This is a genomic window from Pseudomonas sp. R19M, assembly GCF_050312585.1.
GTDB lineage: Bacteria > Pseudomonadota > Gammaproteobacteria > Pseudomonadales > Pseudomonadaceae > Aquipseudomonas > Aquipseudomonas palleroniana.
In genome coordinates, this window is record NZ_JBNPJV010000082.1 from 58,417 (window position 1) to 83,869 (window position 25,453).

The window sequence follows — 25,453 nt, forward strand, 5'->3', positions numbered from 1 at the left end:
GGGAGTGCTAAGCGCGTTTGGGGACTTTCAGGTCTTCCCAGGCTTCTACCGGTGCCGCAGAGGGTTTGGCGTCGAGCATCCGGTGCAGCGTTTCGCGATCGCAGGCATTTTCCGACAGTGAAATCACCACCGTCGCGACGGCGTTGCTGGCCAGGCTGGTCAGGGCCCGCGCTTCAGACATGAAGCGGTCGATGCCGATCAGCAACGCCAGGCCGGCCAATGGGATGTCGTGAATGACCGTCAGGGTCGAGGCCAGTGCGACGAACCCGCTGCCGGTGACGCCGGCAGCGCCCTTGGAGGACAGCAGCATGATTGCCAGCATGGTGATGATCTGCGTCAGGCTCAGGTCGATATTGCAGGCCTGGGCAATGAAGATCGCCGCCAGCGACAGGTAGATCGCGGTGCCGTCCAGGTTGAACGAGTACCCGGTGGGCAATACCAGGCCCACGACGCCTTTTTTGCAACCCAGCGCTTCGAGCTTTTCCAGCATGCGCGGCATGACCGGTTCGGTGGAGGAGGTGCCCAGTACCACCAGGAACTCTTCGCGGCAGTAGCGCAGCAGTTTCCACAGGCTGAAACCGTTGGCGCGGCAAAGGCTGCCCAGTACCACGAACACGAAGAAACCGCAGGCGATGTACAAGGTCATGATCAGCTCGGCCAGCGAGCCCAGTGACGTGATGCCGTACTGGCCGACGGTGAACGCCAAGGCACCGAAGGCGCCGATCGGGGCGAAACGCATCAGGTAGGCGAAGATCTTGAACACCATCTGCGAGGCGGCTTCGAGCACGTCGAGCACCGGCTTGCCACGCTCGCCCAGTGACGACAAGGCAAAGCCGGACAACACCGCAATAAACAGCACCGGCAGCACTTCACCCTTGCTGAAGGCGCCGATAAACGTCTCCGGGATGATATGCATGAAAAATTCCACCACCCCAAGCTTGGCGGCCGACTCGGTGTATTGGGTCAAGCCTTTGGTGCTCAGCTGGCTGGGATCGATGTTCATGCCCGCGCCCGGCTGGAACACAAATACCGCCACCAGGCCGATCAGCAGGCTGATCACCGTCAAGCCCAGGAACAACAGCAGGGTCTTGCTGAGCAGGCGCCCGAGCGAGCGTTTATCGCTCATCCCGGCGATGCCCGTGACGATGGTGCAGAACACCACGGGCGCAATCATCATCTTGATCAGCTTGATGAATGCATCACCCAGCGGTTTGAGTGCAATGGCTTGCTGGGCCCAGAAATGCCCGACCACGATGCCCAGTACCACGGCGCAGAGAATCTGGAAGTAGAGCGATTTAACAACTTTCATGGCATCACCCATTTTTAGAATTGTGCGGATGCAAAAAATGCCAACGACCGCCGGAATTATCCGGCGAGGCGCTGTGAATCTGTGGCGTAGACGTAGCCGGAAAAAAGCCTGCGCGCAGTACGAACGACGGATGCCTGGATTGTCTCACTGTTGAGCCCGGTGTAGGACAATACGACATCAATCCCGCCGCTGGGGTGCTCGATACGCACCGCTTGAGGGCGCGGCGTACTGATCCCGCCGAGCATCTGCGCAACGATGCTGCCTTCTATCACGCAGGCGGTGGCCAGGCCAATCGAGCCGGTAATGGCCAGGGCCCGGTGACAGTTGTGCGGCATGAAATAGCGAACCTGAATTGTACCGTCGGCTTTGGCAGGCGAGACCAGTACCGGCTTGGGAATCACTTTGTGGCTGACATCGCCCAGGCCCATGGCCTGGCCGGCCTGCAGCCGCAATGACTCAAGCCGCCGCAGGAAGTCTTTGTCGGCGTCCAGTTCCGCCGGGCTTTCATCACCGCGCTTGCCCAGTTGGCCAGCCTCGATCAGCACCATCGGCATCGCCATATCGATGCAGGTGACGGCAATACCGTCGATCACATCCTGCGTGCTGCCGGTGGGGAAGAGCTTGCCGGTCTTGCTGCCGGCCGCATCGAGGAACGTCAGTTGCACCGGTGCTGCGGTGCCCGGCACGCCGTCGATGGCGGTGTCGCCCTCGTAACTGACGTTGCCATCCGGAGTGTACACCTGCGAATGGATAAGGGTCCCGGTGTTCACATTGCGAATACGTACCCGGGTGCGCCCCGGCGTGCCTTTGACCAGGCCCTGTTCGATGGCGAAAGGGCCGACGGCGCACAGCATGTTGCCGCAGTTGGGCGCGCTGTCGACGCGGCGTTGCGAAACCATCACTTGAACGAACAGGTAATCAACGTCCGCATCGGGATGCAGTGAGGGGCTGACAATCGCGACCTTGCTGGTTTGCGGGCTGCCGCCACCAATGCCATCGATCTCCAGCTCGTGGCCGGAACCCATCAGGTTGAGCAGCAGCTCGTCACGGGCCTCAATCGCTGCCGGCAAATCCCAGGCTAGAAATACCGGGCCTTTGGAGGTGCCACCACGCATCAGCACACAGGGAATTCTTTGCATGATACTGACTCTTGTTGATCAATCGAGTTAATTGATGCTCTGCGAACAAGAGTCTCAAGCTTTAAAAGATCTATCAAATGCAAAAATTGACGAGATTGTTGCGTTTTACGAATGATAAATTTACGCTGGATTTTCTTTTCAAACCTTGCAGCGGATGAGGCATAACGTGGACTATGAGCTTAACGACATTCGATCTTTCGTGAAGATCGCCGAACTGGGCAGTTTTCACGAAGCTGCCGATGCCCTGCACCTGTCCCAGCCCGCACTCAGCCGCCGGATCAAAAAGCTCGAAGAGGGCTTGGGCACCGCGTTGCTCGATCGCACCACGCGCAAGGTCAGCCTCACCAGCGTCGGCCGCGACTTCCTGCCCAAGGCACGCCGCCTGCTGGACGACTTCGACGAGTCGATTCTCAATATCCGTGAACTCGCCGAACGCCAGATCGGCCGGGTCACCCTGGCGTGCATCCCGACGGCTGCTTTCTATTTCCTGCCCTCGGTGATTCGTCTGTACAACGAACGCTACCCAAAAATCCGCATCCGCCTGCTGGACTTGAGTGCCAACGAGGGGCTTGAAGCGGTCCTGCGTGGGGAAGCTGATTTCGGTATCAACATGATGAGTGGGCAGCACCCGGACATCGAGTTCGTGCCCTTGGTCAGCGAACCGTTTGTGTTGGCCTGCCGGCGTGATCATGAGTTGGCCAAGCGCAGTGCGGTCACCTGGTCTGAACTGAGCGATTACCGCCTGATCGGCGTCGGGCGCCTGAGCGGCAACCGCATGCTGCTCGATCATGCCTTGTCTGGCTTGAGCTGGCGGCCGCAGTGGTTCTACGAAGTCCAGCATCTGTCGACCTCGCTGGGCCTGGTGGAGGCTGGGTTGGGAGTGTCGGCGATGCCGAGCCTGGCCATGCCGGCCGAGGACCATCCCACCTTGGTCAGCGTCCCGTTGATCGAGCCGGTGGTGAACCGCTCGTTGGGTCTGGTCTACCGCCGTGGGGCGTCGCTTTCGCCGGCGGCGGAAAAATTCGTGTCGATATTGCTTGAGCAATGGCCGCAATAAGCCATTGACCGTCTGGTCGGCCGGCGTGGTGTTAATAAGAATGTTTTTTGATTGCACCGCGCCGTTGTGGAATAGTACCCGCCGTTTTCCCCGGCCTGTCTAGGCGGGGTGTGTCAACGCCGAGGTGCTTCATGCGATTACTGCGCTCCATTGCGACCCTTGCCGCCTGTCTCCTGGCGTTCTCTTCAAGCGCGTTATGCGCCGCTCCCATCGACCTCAATGACGGCCAGCACGCCGTGCATCTGCCGGATGCGCCCAAGCGCGTGGTGGTACTGGAGTTTTCCTTTCTCGACAGCCTGGCGGCAGTCGACGTCACGCCTGTCGGGGCGGCGGATGATGGCGACGCCAACCGCGTGTTGCCAAAGGTGCGCCAGGCCATCGGCCAGTGGACGTCCGTGGGCTTGCGCTCGCAGCCGAGCATCGAGGAAATCGCCAGGCTCAAGCCTGACCTGATCGTCGCCGACCTGAACCGCCACCAGGCGCTGTATAGCGACCTTTCCAGTATCGCACCGACCTTGCTGCTGCCCTCGCGCGGTGAGGATTACCAGGGCAGCCTCAAGTCCGCCGAACTGATCGGAAAAGCGTTGGGCAAGAGCCCGCAGATGCAGGCGCGTATCGCGCAGAACCGTGAGCACCTGAAGGCGATTGCACAGCAGATCCCCGCAGGCGCCAGTGTGCTGTTCGGCGTTGCGCGCGAAGACAGTTTTTCCGTGCACGGCCCGGACTCCTATGCCGGTAGCGTATTGCAAGCCATCGGCCTGAAAGTGCCGTCGGTACGTGCCAAGGCGGCGCCGACGGAGTTTGTCAGCCTGGAGCAACTGCTGGCGCTGGATCCGGGCTGGTTGCTGGTCGGCCATTACCGCCGCCCGAGCATCGTCGACGCCTGGAGCAAGCAACCGCTGTGGCAGGTGCTTGGTGCGGTGCGCAACCAGCATGTGGCCGAAGTGGACGGTGACAGTTGGGCGCGCAATCGAGGGGTATTGGCCTCCGAGCAAATCGCCGAAGACGCCCTGGCGATTCTCAAGGGCGGCAAAGCCGTACTGAGCCAATAACCGTGCAGCGCAGTTTAGCCGCCGCCGGCATCGTGCTGTTGGGAGGTGGGTTGTTCTGGCTTTCGCTGTATAGCTGGTCGCCGTTTGTGATCACCCCGGCGGATGCGTGGAATGGCCTGGTGCACCAAGGTCACTCGGGCGGCAACATGGCTTATATCGTCGCCCAGCTGCGGGTGCCGCGTGCGGTGTGCGCGGCGTTGGTGGGTGCCTGCCTGGGCCTGGCGGGGGCATTGATGCAAGGCATCACGCGTAACCGCCTGGCCTCGCCGTCTCTGTTCGGCGTAACCGCCGGGGCGGCGCTGGGCCTGGCATTGTTTTCCACCGGCCTGGTGGCGCCACCCTTTGCCGGTGGCGCCTTGTTGATGACGTGCGTGGGGGGCGCGCTGGCCTGGGTCACGGTGTTCAGCCTCGGCGGCGCCTGGTCGCCCACAACGTCCCAGGGGCGCCTGGTATTGGCCGGTGTGGCCGTGGCGGCGTTATGCGCGGCGTTGACGCGGCTCACGGTGATTCTGGTCGAGGCCCAGGCGCAAAGTGTCCTCAACTGGCTGGCTGGTTCCCTGGCCAACGTGGGCGCCGCGCAGGTGCAACTGCTCTGGCCCTGCACCCTGGTCGGCGGTCTGTGGGCGTTGTGGTGCGCGCCGCGCTTGAACTTGATCAACCTGGGCGAGGAGGCCGCCCGCTCGTTGGGTGTGGGCATCGCCAGCCTGCGCCTGCAGGTCTTCGTCGCCAGTCTGTTGTTAGTGGGCGCCAGTGTCTGCGCCGTCGGCCCCATCGGGTTCGTCGGGCTGATTGCGCCCAATATCGTGCGGCAGTTTCTCGGTAACGACTATCGCTGGCTGATCCCGCTGAGTGCCGCCCTGGGCGCAGTGATTGTGCTCGGCGCCGACCTGCTCAGCCGCGCCGTCGCGTTCCCCGTGGAAACCCCTGCCGGGGTCGTCACCGCGTTGATCGGTGCGCCATTCTTTCTCTTTCTCGCCAGGCGCGCCCTATGACTCGGCCACGCTTTCGCCTTTGGCTGCTGGCGGGCCTGTTGCTGCTGGTGACGTTTGTCAGCCTCAGCGCCGGCACCCTGTGGCTCACGCCCGAAACGGTGGTGGAGCGCCTGTTGGCCCACGACGCCGTCGATTTTGAAGTGTGGAACCACCGCCTGCCGCGCAGCCTGATCGCGATCCTTGCCGGCTGCGCTTTCGGCCTGGCAGGCGCGATAGTGCAGGGTGTGATACGCAACCCGCTGGCCTCGCCGGAGATTCTCGGGGTGACCCAGGGCGCAGGGTTGGCGCTTACCGTGGCGATCATCACCTGGCCGCAATTGCCGATTGCCTGGCTGCCACTGGTGGCGTGCCTGGGTGGAGCGGCCGGGGCTTTGCTGTTGGCGTTGTACAACAGCGGGGTGAGTTTTTCCGGGGTGCGCTTTGCGCTGTCCGGGGTGGCGATTGCGGTGACCTTGTCCAGCATCACCGAGTTCCTGATCCTGTCCCACCCGCTGGATATCAACACCGCATTGCTCGCGCTCACCGGCAGCCTGTGGAGCCGCAACTGGCACCATGTGGGGTTGGTGTTGCCATTTCTCGTATTGATCCCACTGGGGTTGTGCCTGGCCAAGCCACTGAACCTGATCGCGCTCGGTGATGAGGCGGCGCATAGCCTGGGCACTGCGTTGAACCGCACGCGCGGGTGGGCGATGGCCTGTGCAGTGATGCTCACCAGCCTGGGCGTCGGCGTGATCGGGCCGATCGGTTTCATTGGGCTGGTGGCGCCGCATATGGCGCGGCGCCTGGTGGGCGGGCATCACCACTTCCTGATGCCGGCGGCGATGTTGATCGGCGCGTTGCTGCTGGTGCTCGCCGATACCCTCGGACGCACCTTGATCGCTCCCAGCGAGATCCCGGCAGGGGTGCTCACGGCGGTGATCGGCGCGCCCTATTTTCTTTGGTTACTGGCACGCTTCAAGGGCTGATGACATGAGTATTCTGAAGGCACACCAGCTCGATATCGGTTATGGCGCAACGCGCATCGTGCAAGGTTTGTCGTTCGCGCCGCCGACGGGCAAGGTCACGGCGTTGATCGGCCCTAACGGCTGCGGCAAGTCCACCTTGCTCAAAGCCTTCGCGCGTATCCTCAAGCCAACCCAGGGCGAACTGACCCTGGAGGGGCAGCCCTATGCCAGCTTGTCCGCTCGGCAACTGGCGCGGCAGATCGCGTTCCTGCCACAGGTGTTGCCCGTGCCGGAGGGGGTCAGCGTGCGCCAGTTGGTTGCCTATGGTCGCAGCCCACATAACTCGCTGTGGGGGCGCCTGAGCGGCAATGACCAGTCCCACGTGACCCAGGCCCTGCAACGCCTGGAGCTGGACACCCTGGCCGAGCGTGCCTTGGCCGACTTGTCGGGCGGCCAACGCCAGCGCGCCTGGCTGGCGATGGTGCTGGCACAGAATGCGCCGGTGGTGCTGCTCGACGAACCCACCACCTATCTCGACATCAGCCATCAAGTCGAACTGCTGGACTTGATGGGCGAACTGGCTGCCGAAGGCAAGACCGTCATCAGCGTGCTGCACGACATCAACCAGGCCTGTCGCTACGCCGATCACCTGGCGGTGATGCACGGCGGCAGGTTGGTGGCCGATGGCGCGCCAGCGGCGGTGATCAGTGCCGAGTTGATGCACCAGGTGTTCGACGTGCATGTGCAGATCGTCAAAGAGCCGGTGGCAGGTACACCCATGTGCGTGGTGCAGAGGAGCGCACGCACGCATTGATGCTCGGCCCCCTCAACCGGCCGGGGGCTTGCACACCAGCGCCTGGCGCTCATAGTTCAGCGCCTTGTTCTGCGGTGGCAGCGCGTAGCTCGCAGTGCATTGCTGTTCACCCCACTTGATGATCAAGGTGCCGTGATCCTGCTCCACCAATGCCAGGGCGTTGCCGTTCGGATCGGCGATCGCCAGTTGCTTGCCTTGGGTATCTTCCAGCGACGCGCCAAACGCCAGCGGTTGGTGCTGGGCATCGAACAACTCGAACAGTACCCGCCGTCCGGTGGTGCCGCTGTAGTGCGCCACAACGATGGCGCCACGGCGCGGCACCAATTGTTGCGTGGCATTGCTGATTTCGACATCGCCGCCCAGGTCTCGGGTGTCCAGGCTCACCCAGTTCACCCGGTAGGGTTGGGCCGTGGGGATCACCGCATAGCCGTTGTAGCCGGTTTCGACGCCGCTGTAGCTGCCGATTTTTGCCCCGCTGATACCGGGCACTTCGGCCAGCGCGAAGGTTTCACTGACGGTCTGCCCCAGGTTGATCCCGCCCGCGTGGGCCACCACGGAGCCTGCGAGGTTGAGGTTCTGCGAGTTGTAGCCCTGGCCCTGGCTGTAACCCAGGCTGACGTCCGCTACCGAGGTCCGGCTGTTGATGTTCACCGAGCCCGAATCGCCGCTGGTGTCGCTGTGGCCGGCTTGCACCGAATAAAAGGTGTCGCTGGTGTCGGCGACGTAGCCGTTGATACCGGCTTGGGTGGTGGTGTCGCCGCGGCTGCTGCTGGTGGTGACGAACGCTCGTGGCGCACGCGGCTGGCTGCCCAACGGGAAGGAGATGGACAGGTTCACTTGGGTGTCATCGCTGGGTTCGCCCCAGGTGACGATTTGCTTGGTACGCGTGACGCCGAGGTTGTAAGTCACATCGCCCCAGTTGCTGGTATAGCCGGCGGAAAAACTCTGGGAGCCGCCACGGTTCCAATAGCGCTGATCGCTGGCGTTCACGTAGAGGCTGCCGTATTCACGATGACGCCCGAGGCTTTGGTTGATCGTCAGGTCGGTGCGGGTCTTGGAGTGGCCGGTGCGTACGCGCGCGCCTTCGCTGATGTCTTCGACGTGGTCGGTGAAACTGCGGTAGCCCTCGGTGGAGTAGCGGTAGGCTGCCAGGGTGAAGTTGGTGTCGGTGCCGGCAAAGGTCTTGGCATACAGGGCGCGCACGCTGTTGCCCTGGGTGGTTTGCCCCCGGGCCTTGCTCGATGAGTGTGTGACATCCAGCGATACCGCGCCCAGTGCGGTGTTTTTGCCGGCTCCCAGAGACAGCGCGTTGTACGCCTCGCTGGCTTGTACACCGACGATGCCGCTCAGGCTGCTGGTCAAGCCATATGCCACGGTGCTGCTGACAAATCGGGGAGTCGCCAGGCCCTCGGCATTGCTCTTGAACGTGCCCGCCGAGACGCTGTACTTGACCTGGCCTTCACGCACCATGATCGGCAGGCTGGAAAACGCCTGCATCGTCACGCGGCGGCTGCCGTCGGCTTCGATCACGGTGATTTGTAAATCACCGTTGGAGCCGCTGGGGTAGATGTCGTTGATCTCGAACGGGCCCGGCGCTACGTTGGCAGTGTAGAGGATGTAGTCGTTCTGACGGATTTCCACGGTCGCGTTGGTCTGCGCCACGCCACGGATCACGGGTGCATAACCGCGCTCGCTGTCGGCGCGCATGCCTTCATCCGAGGCCAGTTTCACGCCGCGATAGCGCACGCTGTCGAACAGGTCGGTATCGGAGAAGATCTCACCGGCGCTGAACTGGCCTTTGATCGCCGTCACGTCATGCTGCACGTAGGTACGGTTGCTGGTGAAGGTGTTCGAGCGCGCGGTGCCACCACTGAAATTCGACTCGTTGCGCAGGCGCCAGGCACCCAGGTTGATGCCGTTGCGCAAGCCCAGGTTATGGGTGACACGGGTTTGATAGTCGCCGGCCGTGCGGCTGCTGTTGAGTTGGTAGTTGATGAACGCGGCCGGCACGCCGTCGTCCCATAATTGCGGGTCGACATAGCCGCGCAGACCACGTTGCAGGGCTATTTGTGGAATGCTTGCCATCAGGCGCAGGCGGCTGCTGTCGTACCGCACGCTGGCGTCTTCGATCAGCTGCGCCAGTGAGTAGCAGGGCGTGGGATGTTCAGGGTCGATTTTGCCTTGAGCCTGCAGGCGAGCCATGTCGATTCCCAGTTGCTTGAGCAGGTCGAGGGTCAGGCAGGCTTCGACCTGACCGTTTTTCGGGTTGCGCAGGAAGTCGATGTCACGCCGCCCGACCAGCACTTCGTTGCTGAACAGGTCCACCCGGTAATTGCCCGGAAGCACACTGTTGGCCGCGAGCAATTGCTGCAGGTCGACCGCCTGCCCACCTTGTAAAAACGTGGTGTTGAAGGCTTCGGTGGCCTCATCGGCCATCACCCAGGCCGGCAAGCTGGCGGCAATCGCCAACGACAGTGTCTTGAATTTCAGTGCGCAACGCACGGGCCTGTTGCTGGAAAGAGAAGACATGCGAAGACCTTTGACGTCCCCCGGCAGCGAACAGGCAGGCACGCAAATACGCACCCGGCATTCGCCTGGGGGTTAGAGAGCAGGCTTAAGGGGCCAGTCGTGATTCAGTGGCGTGTGCAGGGGCCGAAACGCCGCTTGAAAGGGGCGTGGTGTAGTGATTCTGCGCGCCGTAGTCATTGATGCTGTAGAACGACAATTGCACCGGGCCGCTGGTGGGCAGGGCACCGAGCGAAAATTGCTTGTGCTCGCCGGGCGCAATCATGGTGGAGTCGCTCGCCAGTTGCGCCTGCACTTTGATGTCGGCCATCGACACGTGATACAGCGTCGGGTTTTTCACGCTCAGCAGCGTCTGCGCGCCTTGTCGGACCAATGTCCATTCAAGCTGTGCCGGGGCTTGCAAGGCACTGCCGGGCAGCCCGGCAGGCCGGAAAAAAATCTTGATGCGTTGGCGGATGGCCAACTGCAAGGTGTTCTCGGCCTCACTGGCCTTGGGGATTTCCTGGACGTTGAGCCACACCACCGACTCGCGGTCCGTGGGCATACCGGTGCCTTCATACAGCACGCGCAGCAGTTGCTGTTCCTTGGCAAACACGCGGGCCAGGGGCGGCGTGACCGCAAAGGGCGCACGGCTGGCGCCGGCGTCATTCATGTCGACCCAGGATTGCACCAATACATCCTGGTTACCGTTACGCACAGTGATGTTGGCTTCCTTGTGGTCGCCATCGAAGACGATGCGGGTGGCGTTCAGTGAAATGCTGGCGCCGGCCTGGGTCGCCATAAGCATGCCCAGCAGCCCCAGGCATGCGGCAATCGAACGAGGCAGCATGAGGTTTATCCAGTGTGATCAGAAGGAATGGCGAGGCCGCGGGGCCTCGCACGTCGGGTGCCGGGGCGCCGATTATTCGTATTGCAGGATGAACGGCAGGGTTGCATCACCACGACCGGCAACCGCCGAGCCGGCGGCTGCGGTGGTCACGTAGGCGGCTGCGAAGCTCAAGGTGGCGTCGCCGCCTTCGGAACCTTGGCCGTGAATGGTGCTTTCAATGCGCGCCGTGGATGGCGAGCTGAGATCGATCAGCGCGCCGTTGCTGTCGAGCAGGGCGATACCGACGTTTTTCGCCGAAGCGGAGCCGGCGTTCAGCGCCAGGACTTTCTTGCCGGTGACCAGGCCCGAACCGCCGTTGTTGGCGTCAAAGATCATCGCGACCTTGGTGCCTGCGTTGCAGTTGACGTTCAGGTTGAAGTCTTTGGCGGTCACGCGACCGGCAGCCGGGTTTTCTGCGGTGCCCATGTCCTTGATCGAAACGTTGCCCATGTCGACCGAAATGGTGCGGTCGGAGTTGGCGCCGTCCACCGAGCATGCATCGTTGTTGATCACGCCGGTGAAGGTGATTTTGCCGCTGCCACCCAGGGTTGGAGTGGGGGTTACCGGGTCTGCGGCGAATGCACTGCCGGAAGCGGCGATAATGGCCGAGGCGATAACAGCCAGGGAAAACTTCTTCATGATGATGTCCGTAAGTGTTAGTTGGAAAATGCTGTTGTTGAACTGCCCGCAAAGAGTAAGGGGCAGTGGCAGGCGGGCAAATAAGACGATTCTTATAAGTGGCACGAGGGGCGGGAAGTTTGCGCGGGTTGAACAGCTTTTAGGCCCGTAAATAAAGGGCAAAGCCATTATCTAGGAATGGCTTGCAAGTGCTTGTTAGTTGAAAATGTTGCGGGCCAGGCAATAAGCCAACAAGTCTTGGTCGCTGCTCACTTCAAGTTTGCGCATGGCTGAAATCTTTTGCGCGCTGATGGTTTTGGAACTTCGGTTCTGGCAGCGTGCAATATCACTCACGCTCATGCCGGCAATAAATAAGCGCAAGATTTCGAACTCTTTGGGTGACAACGTGGAAACGCGTTCGTCGATCGCCGTCAGCGTCTCGATCACCGAGGTCTTCGGCGGCTCCAGGCTGTGATAGGCGCCTTGTTGCGCAATGGCTTTGAGCGCCAGTTGAATCTCGGTGTGCAATTGGCTTTTCTGGATGATGCCGACCACGCCCAGTTCCTGCAGGCGGGTGAGGATCAGGTGATTGGAAATCATCGTCAGGATCAGGATCTGCACCTGCGGGAAATGCCGTTTCAGGTACTCCACCAGTTTCAGCCCGTCACCGTAGGGCGAGTCGCCCGGCATGTTGTAGTCGGTGATCACGATGTCGACCACCTGGCGTTGCAGCAACTCGATCAAGCCCGCCGAACAGACAGCCTCGCCAACGACCGCAAAGCGCGTATCACGCTCCACCAGTTCGCGTACACCGAGCAGCACGATCGGGTGATCGTCCGCGATAACCACGTTGAATGTTTTCATAAGGGGCCGTCCGTAGTGCCAGTTCAAGTGAGTGAAGTGTGCCCAGGCTGGAGCGTCTCCAGGATGGCCGACATTCGCTGCATGACCGCCTTCACGTTGAGTACCAGTGCGGTATTGAGGCTGCTGCTGTTGAGTGCACTTTCCAGTTCGATGCAGGCCTGGGACAGCGCCAGTGCCTGCACGGCGCCCAGGGCACCGGCGACTGAATGCAGGCGCTGCCCGAGGCTGTGCGCATCACGTTGCTCAAGGGCTGCGCCGATCTGCTGCAGGTCTTGGCGCAACGTGCTGATGAACAGGGGGCGCATCGTGTCCGACAGTTGCACGCGGTCATCGAAAACCGCGACGGCGCGCTCCGGCGGCGGCTTGGCCTGGCAAAACTTGATCAACTGCGCACGCAAGGTTTGCAGGCTCAAGGGTTTGACGATCCAGGCGTTCATGCCCACCGCCAGGCAGCGCACGCCTTCTTCGCGCATTGCGTTGGCGGTCACGCCGATGATCGGCAACTGCGGATCATGCTCGCGCAGCTTCCTGGCCAGTTCATAACCGTTCATCAACGGCATATTCACATCGGTCAGTACCAGGTCGAAGACCTGCGGTTGCCACAGTTGCAACGCCTGCTCACCGTTGACGGCCAGGGTCACCGAGCAACCCAGCGCCTCTAGCTGTTCCTTGATGATCGCCTGGTTGACCGGGTTGTCCTCGGCGACCAGGATGCGCAACCCCAAATGACCGGCGCTGCGCGGCTGTGCCGCTGCGGGTTGCTCATACTTGCCGTGCTGCGCCAGTGACACGGTGGCGGCGAGGGTGCGTACATCATGCAAATCGACTACCCAGCCTTGCGCCGTATGCAGTGGCGGGCTGTGCGCGCCCGGCAGGCAGAGTACACGTGGGCCGGTCCAGGGGCAGGGGGGCTCGCTGGGCAGCAGGTCGACCAGCACCGCGTGGCGGCTGTCTTTTTCCTGGATGGCCGCCGCCAGGTCGGCCGCAATGCCCAGGCGATTGAGCCAGTCACTCATCGACTGTGCCAGTTCGCGCACCGGTGCCTGCACGTACACCGGCGTGGGGCTCGGTTCGATCACTGGCGGGTGGGTCAGTGCCCCGCTGCACAAGGGCAGGCGGATTTTCAGCGTAAAACTGCTACCCAGGCCCGGCTCGCTGACCAGCCTGATTTCACCGCCCATCATCTGCGCCAGCCACCGGCATATCGGCAGCCCCAGGCCGGCGCCACCTTCGCTGGCCGTATCCGGTGCCTGGTAGAACAGGTCGAACAGCTTGGCCTGCTGTGCCTCGGGGATGCCGACGCCGGAGTCGGTGACTTGCCATTCCAGATCGACGCTGTCGCTGTCGCGCCCGATCACCCTGGCACGAATGACCACACGGCCGGTGTCGGTGAACTTGATGGCGTTGCTCACTAGGTTGTTGAGGATCTGGCGGATGCGCATCGGGTCGCCCATTACGCAGTCAGGCAACTGCGGGTCGATGCAGCTGTAGAGCTGCAAGCCCTTGCGCTGGGCGAACGCGGTGTAGGTGTGCAGCGTGTCTTCGAGTATGTCCAGGGGGCAGAAGTCCATGGCTTCTATCGCCATTTGCCCGGACTCGATCTTCGAGACATCCAGCACATCGCTGATCAGTTGGAATAGCGTGGCTGACGAGCGCTGGATGGTGTGCAGGTAGGTTTGCTGGTGCGGGTCCAGGTTGGTCAGGCCGAGTAACTCAAGGGTGCCCAGCACCCCATACAACGGCGTGCGGATTTCATGGCTCATGGTTGCCAGGAACAGCGTCTTGGCTTCGTTGGCAGTGTCGGCGGCGTGACGTGCTTCCTCCAATGATTGCGCATCTTCGATGTGCCGGGTGATGTCGTTGAACGCGTACAAACGCACGTCCTCGGCCTGATAGCGGGTCGACACGAAGCCGATTTGCAGGTGCCGGCCTTCGATCTCCAGATGCGTCTCGCCATGCTCGGCAGGGTCATGTTGACCGGCCATGGCCGCCACCAGGCGGGCAGTGCCCGGCCATTGCTGGGCGCGCTGGTTTTCGATCAGTACCTTGCCATCGCTGCGCCGCACCACGCACAGCCCGGTGGGGGCGGTGTCGATGATGACGCGGCTGAACGCCATGCTTTCGGCTATGCGTTCATGGGCCAGACGCGCTGGCGCGATGACCTGGCGTCGATACCAACGGCTGCCGGCCCAACCCAGGGTGATCAGGCTGGCCAGCAGCAGCGCAAGGGTACTCAGCGGCCATACGGCGGAGTGGAAGAAGTGCGAGTAGTTCAGGCCATAGACCGCACTCCACGGCTGGTCGCCTGAGTGGGTGATCTTGAATTGAAAGCCATTGGCGGTGAAATGCACACCATCACTGAGTGACGCCGGCGTCGCAGGCCCGATCAACCGCTCGCCGTCCGGCGCAATCAGCGTGAAGCGATCAAACGCCGAGTGATCGAGGGCACGCTGTACGTCGTCGACCTGCGACAGATCGAGCAAGGTGCCGACTACCGTCTGGCCCTGGCCTTCGAGTGGCAGGCCGATATAGGCCAGCAAGTGTTCGGGCTCGGGTCCGGTGTGCCAATACACGCGATCCTGCTCGAGCGGTTGCGGCGTTTGTGTGAGGATCTGTTGCACCGCATTGACCAACGTCACCAGATTGCCGGTTTCCTCGGTGCCTTCCCTTCGCTGGTAGCCCACCGACGGAATGGTGATGGTGTAGTTCGTCTGGCGATTGGACAGAAAGGTTTGCGGCGCCTCGTACGGCGACGAGGACCAGAAAGCGCTGTAGTAGCTGGTCAGGTGCGCGCCCAAGGCAAAAATCGCCGGCCTGGAGGCGACACCCACCTGCTGCTCATCGAACTTGACGCTGAACGGCACCGAAAACGAATACTTCTGGCCTTCGTACAGCGTGCGGCGATTGTCGACCATACGGCTTTTCAGGCTGACCTGGACGTGGGTGGCGCGTAGCAGTTCGGCCTGGATGCCCGGATGGGTCAGGCTCTTGAGGTAGGTTTGCTGCTCCGCGAGGTTTTCCATCAGGCGCGTGAAGTGAAAGCGCGTCGCGCCGTAGCGGGTTTCGATGCCTCGTTGCAGTGACCAGTAATTGGTGAGGACCAGCAGCAACGCGATTCCAATCAGTACCATCAGGCCTTTGTTCAGGCGCGCAGAGCTACGGGTAAAGGCTTCGAGGATCGCGTTGTTGTGCTTCATCAGGAGGGTCCACAGGCGCAGGATAGATCGGCACTGGAGGGCGCTTGCTCTTTAATAAAGCGCAAATGATCCGGGGCCGCCAGCTAGTGAGATGTCGCGGGGCCATCATTGTTCAGTAGTTGCTGAAATTGGTCTGAAGACACCGCGTGAGAAATCAGGAAACCTTGCACCTGATTGCAGTCGATCTTGCGTAACAGGGCCAGTTGCTGGGGTGTTTCCACGCCTTCGGCGACCACCGTCAGGCCGAGCTTGCGGCCCAGTGCGATGATGCTCGCCAAGGCCTGGGCGATGCCTTCGTTGTCGTGGCTGCCTTGCACCAGGGCCTGGTCGATCTTCAGTTCGGTGAAGGGCGTGGATACCAGGTTCAGGTACGAGCTGTAGCCTTTGCCGAAATCGTCCTGGGACAGCCCGAAGCCCTTGATACGCAGGCGGCACGCTCCGGCATAGAAGTTACTGATGTCCTGCGGTACCGAGCACTCCATCAGTTCGAAGCAAATCATTCCCGGGATCCCGTTGTAGTGCAGCACGAACTCCAGCAGGCGGTCGGCCAGGTCATGGCTGTTGAGCAGGTGGGTGGGCAAATTGATCGACACGGGTATTTCATAACCGCGCTGGCGCCAACGCTCCTGGGCATGGATGGCTTGCTTGAGGACCACCCACAACAGGCGTTCCTCCAGCTCGAATGCCTTGATCGCCGGCAGGAACGCGGCTGGCAATAGCACGCCTTGCTCAGGGTGCATCCAGCGCACCAGGGCCTCGGCGGCGACGATACGGCCGTTGGCCAGGGACTTTTTCGGTTGGAACCAGGCCTGGAGCTGGCCGTTGCCCATGGCCTGGACCAGCGTGTGGCGGTCAATATCCAGGTACTCGGTCAGGGCGGGAGAGGGCCGGTGTACCTTGGTCTTGAGTTGCTCCACCAGGCTGCGCAGGGCGTCGACGGCGACCGGTTTGGAGATCAGTCCGATCACCTCGACATCGAGGTTTTTCGCCACCAGGCTGGCCGCCATCAGCATGCGCCGCGAAGCCGCGCTCATGATCGCCAGCGCCGGCTTGCAGCGCAGGTTGGCCAGGCACTGGATGAATTGCACACCGTCCATGCCGGGCATCAGCAGGTCGGTCAGTACCAGATCAAAATCCCGCTGGCGCAGACGCTCCAGCGCTTGTTTGCCATCTTCGGCGGTTTCGAGGCTGAAATCCCCCAACTCACTGAGCAGGTGCTGCAGGTAGATGTGCTGCAGGGGGTGGTCCTCGACGATCAAAATACTAAGGGGCTTCATGGGTGGTCCGTGCATAAGGTGCCAGGGCGTTCAACAGCGCCCGCAACGCAAAGGGTTTGACCAGGCAATGGTTCATGCCGGCGGCCAGGCACAGGTCGGCTTCGCCGCGCATGGCGTTGGCAGTGGCCCCGATAATCGGTAGCGTGCAGCCCTGGCGCCGCAATTCGCGCGCCAGCTCATAGCCGTTGATGTGGGGCATGTTGACGTCGCTCAGCACCACGTCGAAATGCCCGGCGCTGTACAACAGCAGCGCCTCGTGGCCGTCGGCCGCCAGTTCCACCGTGCAGCCGAGTTCTTCGAGTTGGTCGCGCAATATCAGTTGGTTGATGATGTTGTCCTCGGCCACCAACAGGTGCAGGTTGAGGGCGTCCACGTCGCTCTGGCGTGTCGGCTCATCGCTGCGGGCCACCCACAGCCCCTGGGCCTGGCTGACAGCCTGATGGATGGCACCGAGGTGGTTGAGGTTGACGTGCCACGCGCCGCTGTCAGCTTCTACGGTGGTGCTGGCGTGACTGCTGACATGGATCACCGGCCCCGGCCAGTCGGGTGCCAGCAGGGGGTCGACGCTGCCGGGGTGCAATTGCAGCAGCAGGTTGTGGTCGGGCAGGTTCGGCAGGCCGGGCTGGGCCCGTGCGCCCCAGCGACGCAGCCAGCCGCTGATCGCGTGGGCGAGTTCCGGAATGGGCGAGGCGACGTAGACGGTGTCGGCCAGTAATGCGCTCAGCGGCAGGGTGGGCGCCTCTTCCAGCGGCAGCGTGAGGCTGAAGCTGCTCCCCAGGCCCAGCTCGCTGACCATGCGCAGCGAGCCGTTCATCAACTCGGTCAGGCGTTGGCAAATCGGCAGGCCCAACCCGGTGCCGGCCACCACATTGGTGTTGCCTTCGCTCTGGTAAAACGGCTCGAAAATCATCGCCTGGTCTTCCTGGGCGATGCCTTTGCCGGTGTCCGAGACTTGCCACAACACACTGGACCGCTCGCCGTCGCGACCGAGCACCTTGACTCGCAGCACCACGCGCCCGTAATCGGTGAACTTCACCGCGTTATTGAGCAGGTTGTTGAGGATCTGGCGGATACGCGTCACATCGCCGATCAACCGTTCGGGCAACTTGGGGTCCAAGCACGCGTACAACTGCAAACCCTTGCCTTGGGCGGCTGCGGCATAGCCCTGGATGATTTCGTGCACCAGGTCCAATGGCGAGAACTCGCTCATCTCCAGTGCCAACTGCCCGGCTTCGATCTTGGACACGTCAAGCACGTCGCAGATCAGTTGCAGCAACGTGGCGGACGAGCCTTCGATGGCCTGCAGGTAGTCTTTTTGCTGGGCATCCAGTTGGGTTCGGGCCAACAGCTCCAAGGTGCCCAGCACACCGTACAGGGGCGTGCGGATCTCATGACTCATGGTCGCCAGGAACAGGGTTTTCGCGGCGTTGGCGGCGTCCGCCGATTGCCTGGCCTCTTCCAGTGCAGCCTCGACCTGCTTGCGCGCGCTGAGGTCGCTGAAGGCACAAAACAGCACGTCTTCACCCTTGTAGCGGGTCGGCGCGCTGCTCAAGTACAGATGCCGGCCGTCGACGGTTTCAAAGTAGTCGCTGCGTTCGCAAGGCTCGCCGGCAAAGGCTTGCTCGATCCAGCTGTCGCGCAGGGCTTCGCGCTCCGGGCCGTTGCCGAGCCACTGCTGGGCTAGGGTGTTTTCCAGCACTACCTGGCCGTCGGTACGGCGCAGTACACACAAGGCGACGGGCGCGGTCTGGATGACGTCGCGGCCAAAGGCTTCGCTCTCGATCAGGGCCTGGATGCGATGGATCGACGGGATGATGAAGCGCTGGTCAACCCGGCGCATCACCAGCCAGATCAGCGTGAGGCTGAACAGGCAGAACAACAATGAACCGAGCAGTTGTTTCCACAGACCGGTGACCACCGCGCGCAGATCAATGGAATACATCAGTTGCCAGTCGGAGGATTTCAAATGCTTGCGGATCACCAAGTGGTCGGGTAGCCAGCCATTGCCGACAAACCCGAAAAAACTGTCTTCGCCCGGCTTGAGGCGCTGTTGGCTCAGCCGTGTATCGGCACTGTTGGTGAAGACCAGCATGCCTTGGGAGTTGAGCATCATGAACTCGCCGGCACTCTGGTCGCTGAGCGTCGAGGAGACCTCGCGGCTCTCCATCTCCAGGCCCAGCCAACCTGAATTGACATCGCGCTCGTCCAGGCGGATGAACACGTACAGGTGCGAGTGGTGCTCGGTCCTGTCACTCAGCCATAGCTCGCCGAGGGTGCTCGGGTCGCGGTATTGCAGGGCCTTGAGGCGGTTGAGCATGCACTTGGACGTCGGCAGCACCTGTGCGGTCGAGTTGTAGAGGCGGGTCACCTGCGGGCTGGGGCCGGCGTTCACGTAGAGCAGGTTGAGTTGCCGGGCCTTCAGGTAGTCGCGCATGCGTGCGGTCAGCCAGATGCTCCATTGGTTGCCAGGGATATCGCCCAGTTGCAGATGTTCTTCTTCCGGGGACGGCGGATAGATCCGTGACTGTTTGCGCACCGCCGACAGGCTGAGGCTTTCCAGCAGGGCCTCGCGATTGGTGAAAAAAGTATGTGCCTCGGCGATGGCACTGCTCATGTAGCCGCGTCGTTGGGAGATATCGTTGTTGAAGGTGGACAACAGGAAGGTATAGACGCCGCTCAAGATACCAATCAGTAACACGGTGGCAAACGTACGAAGCAGCCTTCTGGCTGCTTCGGGTCGGGAGAGGACGGGGTTGATCTGGAGCAGATAACTTTTCAATCGCATCGACAGAGAGTAGTGGCAGATCGCTGCCAGTGGCATAAGACGATCCTTAAAGTCGCCAGCTACTTGTAGAACATGTCGACCACCACCGCCGCCTCGAAAGCCCCGGGAATCGGCAGGGTGCGCCAGCTCAAGTCCGCACGAAAATCATTGCGCGCCTGGCCGGAACCCATCAGCGTCTGCAAGGTGAACCAGTCATTGAACGGCAAACGCTGATCGCTTTCGGCACGCGACAACGAGATGCCGACCGAGCTGTTGTTGGCCGGCACCAGCAATCCGTTGATCACACTGCCGCCGCCCGGGGTGGTGGCGAAACGTGCGTTGACGGTGTAGGGCGTGTCGCAGGCTTTGCGCAGGCTCAGGTTGAAATTCGCGGTGCTGGCCACCGCGCCGATCTGCGCCGTGCGCGAAGGCGTGGGGAAGTTGACCACGCTGGGGGTGATAGTCAGCTCGGGCGCGCAGGGCACGAAACGGATGTCGTTCATACCGGTGACGATGTAGTTAAGGTTGCTGTTGGGGTTGGTGTTCTGTCCACGTACCCCGTCGAGTTGAAATACGCGGTATTTGGCCAGGGTGCTGGCCTGACCATTGGGCGGTGTCTTGCCATATTTCTCGATGAACACACTGAAGTTCAGGGTGAAGCGCGCCTTGTCCCAACCGGTGCAGTTGGACAAGTTGCAGCCATGGTCCGAGAAGAAGCCGGTACCGACCTTGCCGGTGCTTTGGGTGATTGGCGCATTGTTGTAGCGAATACCCACACGGATACCTTGGCCGATGCTGACACTGGCCGGGTTGACGTAGAAATACACTTCCTCGCGGCCGTGGTTGCGGTCATCCTTGCACAGTACATTCGTGGAGCGTGGGCCTGACTCCCAGATGATTGTGCCATCCGGCGCGTCGGCCGCCACCGCCAGCGAGGTACCCAGGGGGTTGATGTCCTCGTACGCGCCGCTGCCATCTTCCACGCAGGATAGGGCATGGCTGGTGGCGGGCAGCGCGGCGCAGCCCCACAGTAAGAATGGGAGAACACGTTTGATGAGTGACATAGGTGCCAATACCCCGCGATGGATCAGTTGAGCGCCGCGCGGTGGCGGGCCTGCAAACCGATATCGTTGATTTCGGTGAAGTGAAGGGTGGTGCCTTTGGGCAAAACGCCCGGCGTGGTCAAAGTGATGCTTTCGTGGGGCTTGAGCAGCAGATAATCGCTGAGCGCCTGGGTGTCGGTGTGCACGTTCACCAACGACAGGTGAAACGCGCTGGGATTACTCACGGTGATGCTCTGCGCGTCGTGGCGGCTCCACACCAACTGCTGCAGCGCTTCGGTAGAGCCGCCTTCGAGCGTGGGCGGCCGGTAGAACAGCTTGAGGCGTTGGCGGATCGCAAATTGCACGCTGCCGGGCTCTTTCGGCTTGAGCGGGACCTCCATGAGGTTGAGCCAGAACAACGATTCACGATCGCTAGGCAGTCCGGCGCCTGCGTAGAGCACCCGCAGCCGGTGATGCTCCCCAGGCCCCAGTTTTACCAGCGGCTCGGTGGCGGCAAGCGGCACATCGCGGTTGGCGGTTTCATCTTCGGCGGTGATCCAGGTTTGCACCACCACGTCCTGTGACGCCTGGTTGACCACGTTGATGCCGGCGGCCTTGTCCTGGCCGAAGTAAATCAGCCGTGTACCTTCGATTTTCAGCGCGGCGCGGGCCGGTGGCGCCAGGGCCAGCAACGCACCGGCGATCAGCAGGATTCGCAAAAGGGGCATCAACACAATCAATTCCATGGGGCATTTGCAGACGCAGACCATGGTAGAGGCAAGGCGGCGGCAGGGCTTTCAGGCGATTCTTAAAAGTGCGCTCGCGCTGCGTCTGCCGTTTCAGAATCGCCTTAAAGTCATAGCCGGGTGCCGACCGTTACCGTATTCACCGTTGAATGATCGACGTGGATGCCCAACTGTCAGGTTTACCCTATGTCTAATAAAGCGCTACGCCTTCTGATTGCCGATACCGACCTGCTGCAACGGATCAAGATCGAGAAAATGCTTAACCAGCTGGGTTATCACCGTATTGCACCCATCAGTTCATTCGACGAACTGCAGGGGCTGACACGTTCGGTGGGGGTAGCGTTCGACCTGTTGATCATCAACACCGCGCTGGTGCATTCGCGAGAAGTCAACCTGCTCAAGTACTGCCACGACAACCCGCTGATCCGCCACACCCTGATCTACGACGGGCAATGCGCATTGAGCTCGGTGGTGTCGGTGTCGGTCAGCCAGACCCTGCACCTGTCCCTGTCGCAGTCGCCCGACTTCAACTCGCTGCGCCGCTGCATGGAAATCGTCGACCCCGCCCACAGCCCACCCGTGGTCGAACGCCCCACGTTGCGAGCGGTAGACACGCGAAACCCGCAATCACCGATAAGACTGCGCCCCCATGACCACGGCGATTCGGCGGTGGTGGCGTGTGCGGTGGGGTTGACGCCCAAGCGGTGAGGGGCGCAACCGCTGTTTGCGGAAGATCGCGTAGAGGGCGCCTGACGGGAAATAGACTGCGCAAGGCGACCCTCGGCGGGAGAGTCGCCCCTCCATCACTTGCCCTTGCGGGCATCCATGGTTTTTTGGTGCTCGGCCAAAAACGGCTGCTCTGCCGGGTCGAAGCGGTCGATCCCGGCGGTGAAGCGGTGCCAGTACGGATACAACGGCTGGCGCCGGGTGACGGCTTCGATGCGCGAAGACTGCGCCTCGGTGAGTTTCAATTCAGTGGCGGCGAGGTTGTCGCGCAGGTGCTCTTCGGTGCGGGCGCCGACGATCAGCGCGGTGATGCCGGGGCGGTCCTTGAGCCAGGCCAGGCAGGTGCGCGCCACCGACACACCCAGTTCATCGCCCACGGCCGCGAGGGTTTCGATGATGTCCAGGGCGCGCTCGCGGTCATGCACATAGGGTTCCGGCCAGTCGCTGCCTTGGCGTGTATTGGCTGGCGGGTTTTGCCCGCGTCGGGTCGAGCCGGTCAGCAGGCCTTCGCCCATCGGGCCCCACACCAGGGTGCCGACAGACTGGTCCAGCGCCAGGGGCAGCAACTCGTACTCGGCCTCACGGGATTCCGGGGTGTAGTAGATCTGTTGGGTGATGGGCTTGAGCATGCCGTGCAGCTCGGCTTTGCCCAGGGTTTTCATCATTTGCCAGGCGGTGAAGTTGCTGGTGCCGAAGTAGCGGATTTTCCCCGAACCGACTAACAGCCGCAGTGCTTCGAGGGTCTCTTCGATGGGCGTCAGGCCATCCCAATTGTGCAATTGGTAGAGGTCGATGTGATCGGTGCCCAGGCGCTTCAAACTGGCCTCACACGCGCGGATCAGATGGTAGCGCGAGGCGCCGGAGTTGTTCGGATTGTTGTCCACGGGGCTGCGGCCCTTGGTGGCCAGCAGGATATCGTTGCGCTTGTCACCCAAGGCTTTGCCCACCACTTCCTCGGCCAGGCCGTGGGAGTAGAGGTCAGCGGTGTCGACCATGTTGACCCCGGCCTCGAACGCGATGTCGAACATGCGCCTGGCTTGGGGCACGTCCACCGCGCCGCATTTTGCAAACTCGGCGCGACCGCCGAACGGCACGGTGCCGAGGATGATTTCAGATACCAGCAGGCCGCTATGGCCCAATTGTCGGTATTGCATGTCGCCTCCTACCTAACGTTGCACGTGAAGGTGTGAACGACGTGAGGGGCGATAGTTTGAATTTTTTCATGAAAACTTCGTTCGGCTGCCGCACCATGTCTGCCAACCGGATCAAGAGGAATACAGTGTCCATGAGCGCACTGATAGAAACCCACGCCCTCACGCGCCAGGACGAGCGTCGCCAGGCGATTTTGCTGCAACCCACCGACTTCAGCTTGAACCGCGCCGACCGCGTGTCGATCACCGGTTCCTCAGGCTCCGGCAAAAGCGTATTCCTGCGCGCACTGGCCCTGCTGGACGCGCCCAGCTCCGGGCAGATCCTGTGGAACGGTCAACCGATCGCTAACTCAGAGATTCCCCATTACCGCAGCCATATCAGCTACCTGTCCCAGCGCCCGGCGTTGATCGAGGGGACTGTGGAGGACAACCTGCGCTTCCCGTTCAGCCTCAAGACCCTGCGCAAGCGCAGCTTCGATCGGCAAGCCGTGATCACGTTGCTGGAGCATGCCGGTAAGCAACCGGACTTCCTGACTAAAAACGCCGGCGATCTATCGGGGGGCGAAGCCCAGGTGGTGTCGTTGATCCGCACCCTGCAATTGAACCCCGAAGTGCTGTTGCTGGATGAACCCACCGCCGCCCTCGACCCCACGTCCTCCCGGGATGTCGAAGCGCTGATCGATGCCTGGTACGCCGCCGATAAGGCCCGCGCCTACCTCTGGGTCTCCCACGACCTGGAGCAGGCCCGGCGCATGAGCGACCTGCATTTGCAGATGAGTGCCGGTGTTCTGAGCGGAGTCGCCCAGCCATGAATTATCAAAACCTGACCGCACTGGACATGGGCATCGCCGCCTCGCTGATCCTGATCAACGGCGCCTTGTCGCTGTTGTTGCGCCTGGGCCTGGAGCGCCAATTGCTGTGGGCCGCCGTGCGCACGGTGGTGCAGTTGATGGCCATCGGGTACCTGCTGGGCTGGGTATTCGAGTTTGCCTACTGGTACGTGGTGTTGCCGTTGATGTGCGCGATGACTTTGATCGCCGGTATCTCGGCGGCGGGACGTGGGCGGCGCACTTATCGTGGGCAGCGGGTCGACAGCATCGTGTCGGTCTGGGGCAGCTCGTGGCTGGTGACGGCGGTGGGCCTGTTCGCGGTGATCCGTATCCACCCTTGGTATGAACCGCAATATGCGATCCCGATCCTCGGCATGATCCTGGGCAATACGCTGACCGGCGTGTCGTTGGGCATTGAGCGCATGACCCAGGAACTGACCTCGGGGCGCAATACCATCGAGATGATCCTGGCCCTGGGCGGCTCACGCTGGGAAGCCGCCCAGGAGGCGATCCGCCAGGCCGTGCGGGCGGGGATGATCCCCACGCTGAACCAGATGACCGTGGTCGGTATCGTCAGCCTGCCGGGCATGATGACCGGCCAGGTGTTGGCGGGGGAGAGCCCGCTGGACGCGGTGCGCTACCAGATCGTGATCATGTTCCTGATCGCCGCCTCATCGGCGCTGGGCACGGTCGGCGCGGTGCTGCTCACCTACCAGCGGTTGTTTTCCGCCAGCCACCGGTTTCTGCGTGACCGGCTGGAGGAGCGCTGAGCACCCTGGCGGTATTGTTTCATGCGGTGAAATGCTGGATTGTAAATCCTGGTGATTCCAACGATTTGCACTGCGGTGGAACATGACCGGCGTCGAAACCCCCACCTTTGGAGCGTCTCAATGTCCCAGCCTGCGATCAAACTGTATGGTTTCCCGTTGTCCGGCCACTCGCATCGGGTCGAGTTGATGCTGTCCCTGCTGGGTCTGCCCATGGAATTCATCCTGGTGGACCTCAAGCACGGCGCGCACAAAACCGCGGAATTTCTGACTGAGGTCAACAGCTTCGGACAGGTCCCGGCGATTGATGACAACGGCATGGTGCTGGCGGACTCCAACGCCATCCTGGTCTACCTGGCCGCCACCTACGGTAAAGGCCAATGGCTGCCGAGCGATCCGGTGGGGCAGGCTCGCGTACAACGCTGGCTCTCGGCCGCGGCCGGCCCGTTGCATGTCGGGCCTGCGTCGGCGCGCCTGGCCGTGGTGTTTGGTGCCGAGATCGACACCGCCAATGCCATCGCGCGTTCCCACGCTTTGCTCAAACTGGTGGAACAGCAACTCAGCCAGACGCGGTTTCTTGTCGGTGAGCAACCGACCATCGCCGATATCGCGTTTTACTCCTACGTGGCTCACGCGCCGGAAGGCAATGTGTCGCTGGCCGACTACCCTAAAGTGCGGGCCTGGCTCGCCGGCATCGAGGCGTTGCCGGGCTTTGTCGGCATGCCTCGCACGGTAGCGGGCCTGCAAACACCGTAACGTCCACAAGGGG

Annotated in this window: 21 protein-coding genes; 9 read left to right on the forward strand and 12 right to left on the reverse strand. The window is 61.9% G+C overall.

Annotated features, from left to right (window positions below; all coding sequences use genetic code 11):
• Window positions 1-7: 7 nt before the first annotated feature.
• On the reverse strand, window positions 8-1,321 hold the full coding sequence (gene dctA, locus ACQRBT_RS18480; RefSeq protein ID WP_412046314.1) for a C4-dicarboxylate transporter DctA: 1,314 nt from the start codon (window positions 1,319-1,321) through the stop codon (window positions 8-10).
• A gap of 44 nt (window positions 1,322-1,365) precedes the next feature.
• On the reverse strand, window positions 1,366-2,448 hold the full coding sequence (locus ACQRBT_RS18485) for a 4-oxalomesaconate tautomerase (protein ID WP_412046313.1): 1,083 nt from the start codon (window positions 2,446-2,448) through the stop codon (window positions 1,366-1,368).
• A 166-nt stretch (window positions 2,449-2,614) separates the two neighbouring features.
• Between ACQRBT_RS18485 and ACQRBT_RS18490 the strand changes: the two genes are divergently transcribed.
• The 5 genes from ACQRBT_RS18490 (at window position 2,615) to fecE (ending at window position 7,307) form a co-directional block, all read left to right on the forward strand.
• Window positions 2,615-3,505: a LysR family transcriptional regulator gene (locus ACQRBT_RS18490; RefSeq protein ID WP_060756877.1), complete on the forward strand. Its 891-nt coding sequence runs from the start codon at window positions 2,615-2,617 to the stop codon at window positions 3,503-3,505.
• Between the two features lie 131 nt (window positions 3,506-3,636).
• On the forward strand, window positions 3,637-4,557 hold the full coding sequence (locus ACQRBT_RS18495; protein ID WP_412046312.1) for a Fe(3+) dicitrate ABC transporter substrate-binding protein FecB: 921 nt from the start codon (window positions 3,637-3,639) through the stop codon (window positions 4,555-4,557).
• A gap of 2 nt (window positions 4,558-4,559) precedes the next feature.
• A complete protein-coding gene (gene fecC, locus ACQRBT_RS18500; protein WP_060756875.1) occupies window positions 4,560-5,549 on the forward strand; it encodes an iron-dicitrate ABC transporter permease FecC in 990 nt (329 codons plus the stop codon).
• Window positions 5,546-6,514, forward strand: coding sequence for an iron chelate uptake ABC transporter family permease subunit (locus ACQRBT_RS18505; RefSeq protein ID WP_412046311.1), 969 nt, complete (start codon window positions 5,546-5,548; stop codon window positions 6,512-6,514). The genes fecC and ACQRBT_RS18505 overlap by 4 nt, the downstream gene beginning before the upstream one ends.
• Window positions 6,515-6,518: 4 nt before the next feature.
• Window positions 6,519-7,307, forward strand: a complete 789-nt coding sequence (gene fecE / locus ACQRBT_RS18510; RefSeq protein ID WP_412046310.1) for a Fe(3+) dicitrate ABC transporter ATP-binding protein FecE — start codon at window positions 6,519-6,521, stop codon at window positions 7,305-7,307.
• A gap of 12 nt (window positions 7,308-7,319) precedes the next feature.
• On the opposite strand, the gene ACQRBT_RS18515 is transcribed toward fecE, so the two are convergent.
• From ACQRBT_RS18515 to ACQRBT_RS18555, 9 genes are all read right to left on the reverse strand, one after another.
• Window positions 7,320-9,836 carry a fimbria/pilus outer membrane usher protein gene (locus ACQRBT_RS18515; RefSeq protein ID WP_412046309.1) on the reverse strand — a complete coding sequence of 839 codons (2,517 nt, stop codon included), beginning with the start codon at window positions 9,834-9,836 and terminating at the stop codon, window positions 7,320-7,322.
• 85 nt (window positions 9,837-9,921) lie between these two features.
• Window positions 9,922-10,662 carry a fimbrial biogenesis chaperone gene (locus ACQRBT_RS18520; protein ID WP_412046308.1) on the reverse strand — a complete coding sequence of 247 codons (741 nt, stop codon included), beginning with the start codon at window positions 10,660-10,662 and terminating at the stop codon, window positions 9,922-9,924.
• Between the two features lie 72 nt (window positions 10,663-10,734).
• Window positions 10,735-11,340, reverse strand: coding sequence for a fimbrial protein (locus ACQRBT_RS18525; protein ID WP_060756870.1), 606 nt, complete (start codon window positions 11,338-11,340; stop codon window positions 10,735-10,737).
• A 195-nt stretch (window positions 11,341-11,535) separates the two neighbouring features.
• Window positions 11,536-12,183 carry a response regulator gene (locus tag ACQRBT_RS18530; RefSeq protein WP_060756869.1) on the reverse strand — a complete coding sequence of 216 codons (648 nt, stop codon included), beginning with the start codon at window positions 12,181-12,183 and terminating at the stop codon, window positions 11,536-11,538.
• A 23-nt stretch (window positions 12,184-12,206) separates the two neighbouring features.
• On the reverse strand, window positions 12,207-15,380 hold the full coding sequence (locus tag ACQRBT_RS18535) for a hybrid sensor histidine kinase/response regulator (protein WP_412046307.1): 3,174 nt from the start codon (window positions 15,378-15,380) through the stop codon (window positions 12,207-12,209).
• An 83-nt stretch (window positions 15,381-15,463) separates the two neighbouring features.
• A complete protein-coding gene (locus ACQRBT_RS18540; RefSeq protein WP_060756867.1) occupies window positions 15,464-16,657 on the reverse strand; it encodes an EAL domain-containing response regulator in 1,194 nt (397 codons plus the stop codon).
• A complete protein-coding gene (locus ACQRBT_RS18545) occupies window positions 16,644-19,442 on the reverse strand; it encodes an ATP-binding protein (RefSeq protein WP_412046514.1) in 2,799 nt (932 codons plus the stop codon). Before ACQRBT_RS18545 ends, ACQRBT_RS18540 begins: the two co-directional genes overlap by 14 nt.
• A 59-nt stretch (window positions 19,443-19,501) precedes the next feature.
• Window positions 19,502-20,485, reverse strand: coding sequence for a fimbrial protein (locus ACQRBT_RS18550; RefSeq protein ID WP_412046306.1), 984 nt, complete (start codon window positions 20,483-20,485; stop codon window positions 19,502-19,504).
• A 23-nt stretch (window positions 20,486-20,508) separates the two neighbouring features.
• Window positions 20,509-21,192, reverse strand: coding sequence for a fimbrial biogenesis chaperone (locus ACQRBT_RS18555; RefSeq protein ID WP_235594057.1), 684 nt, complete (start codon window positions 21,190-21,192; stop codon window positions 20,509-20,511).
• 204 nt (window positions 21,193-21,396) lie between these two features.
• Between ACQRBT_RS18555 and ACQRBT_RS18560 the strand changes: the two genes are divergently transcribed.
• Window positions 21,397-21,918 (forward strand): chemotaxis protein CheY, encoded by a 522-nt coding sequence (locus ACQRBT_RS18560; RefSeq protein ID WP_090369905.1) that lies wholly within the window; start codon window positions 21,397-21,399, stop codon window positions 21,916-21,918.
• Between the two features lie 95 nt (window positions 21,919-22,013).
• On the opposite strand, the gene ACQRBT_RS18565 is transcribed toward ACQRBT_RS18560, so the two are convergent.
• Window positions 22,014-23,090 carry an aldo/keto reductase gene (locus ACQRBT_RS18565; RefSeq protein ID WP_161549265.1) on the reverse strand — a complete coding sequence of 359 codons (1,077 nt, stop codon included), beginning with the start codon at window positions 23,088-23,090 and terminating at the stop codon, window positions 22,014-22,016.
• Between the two features lie 131 nt (window positions 23,091-23,221).
• Here ACQRBT_RS18565 and ACQRBT_RS18570 point away from each other — a divergent pair, with 131 nt between their 5' ends.
• The 3 genes from ACQRBT_RS18570 to ACQRBT_RS18580 all read left to right on the forward strand — a co-directional run bounded on the left by ACQRBT_RS18570 (window position 23,222) and on the right by ACQRBT_RS18580 (window position 25,440).
• Window positions 23,222-23,899 (forward strand): ABC transporter ATP-binding protein, encoded by a 678-nt coding sequence (locus ACQRBT_RS18570; RefSeq protein WP_412046305.1) that lies wholly within the window; start codon window positions 23,222-23,224, stop codon window positions 23,897-23,899.
• Window positions 23,896-24,687, forward strand: a complete 792-nt coding sequence (locus ACQRBT_RS18575) for an ABC transporter permease (protein WP_090369910.1) — start codon at window positions 23,896-23,898, stop codon at window positions 24,685-24,687. Before ACQRBT_RS18570 ends, ACQRBT_RS18575 begins: the two co-directional genes overlap by 4 nt.
• A 120-nt stretch (window positions 24,688-24,807) precedes the next feature.
• Window positions 24,808-25,440, forward strand: coding sequence for a glutathione S-transferase family protein (locus ACQRBT_RS18580; protein WP_090369912.1), 633 nt, complete (start codon window positions 24,808-24,810; stop codon window positions 25,438-25,440).
• Window positions 25,441-25,453: the final 13 nt, after the last annotated feature.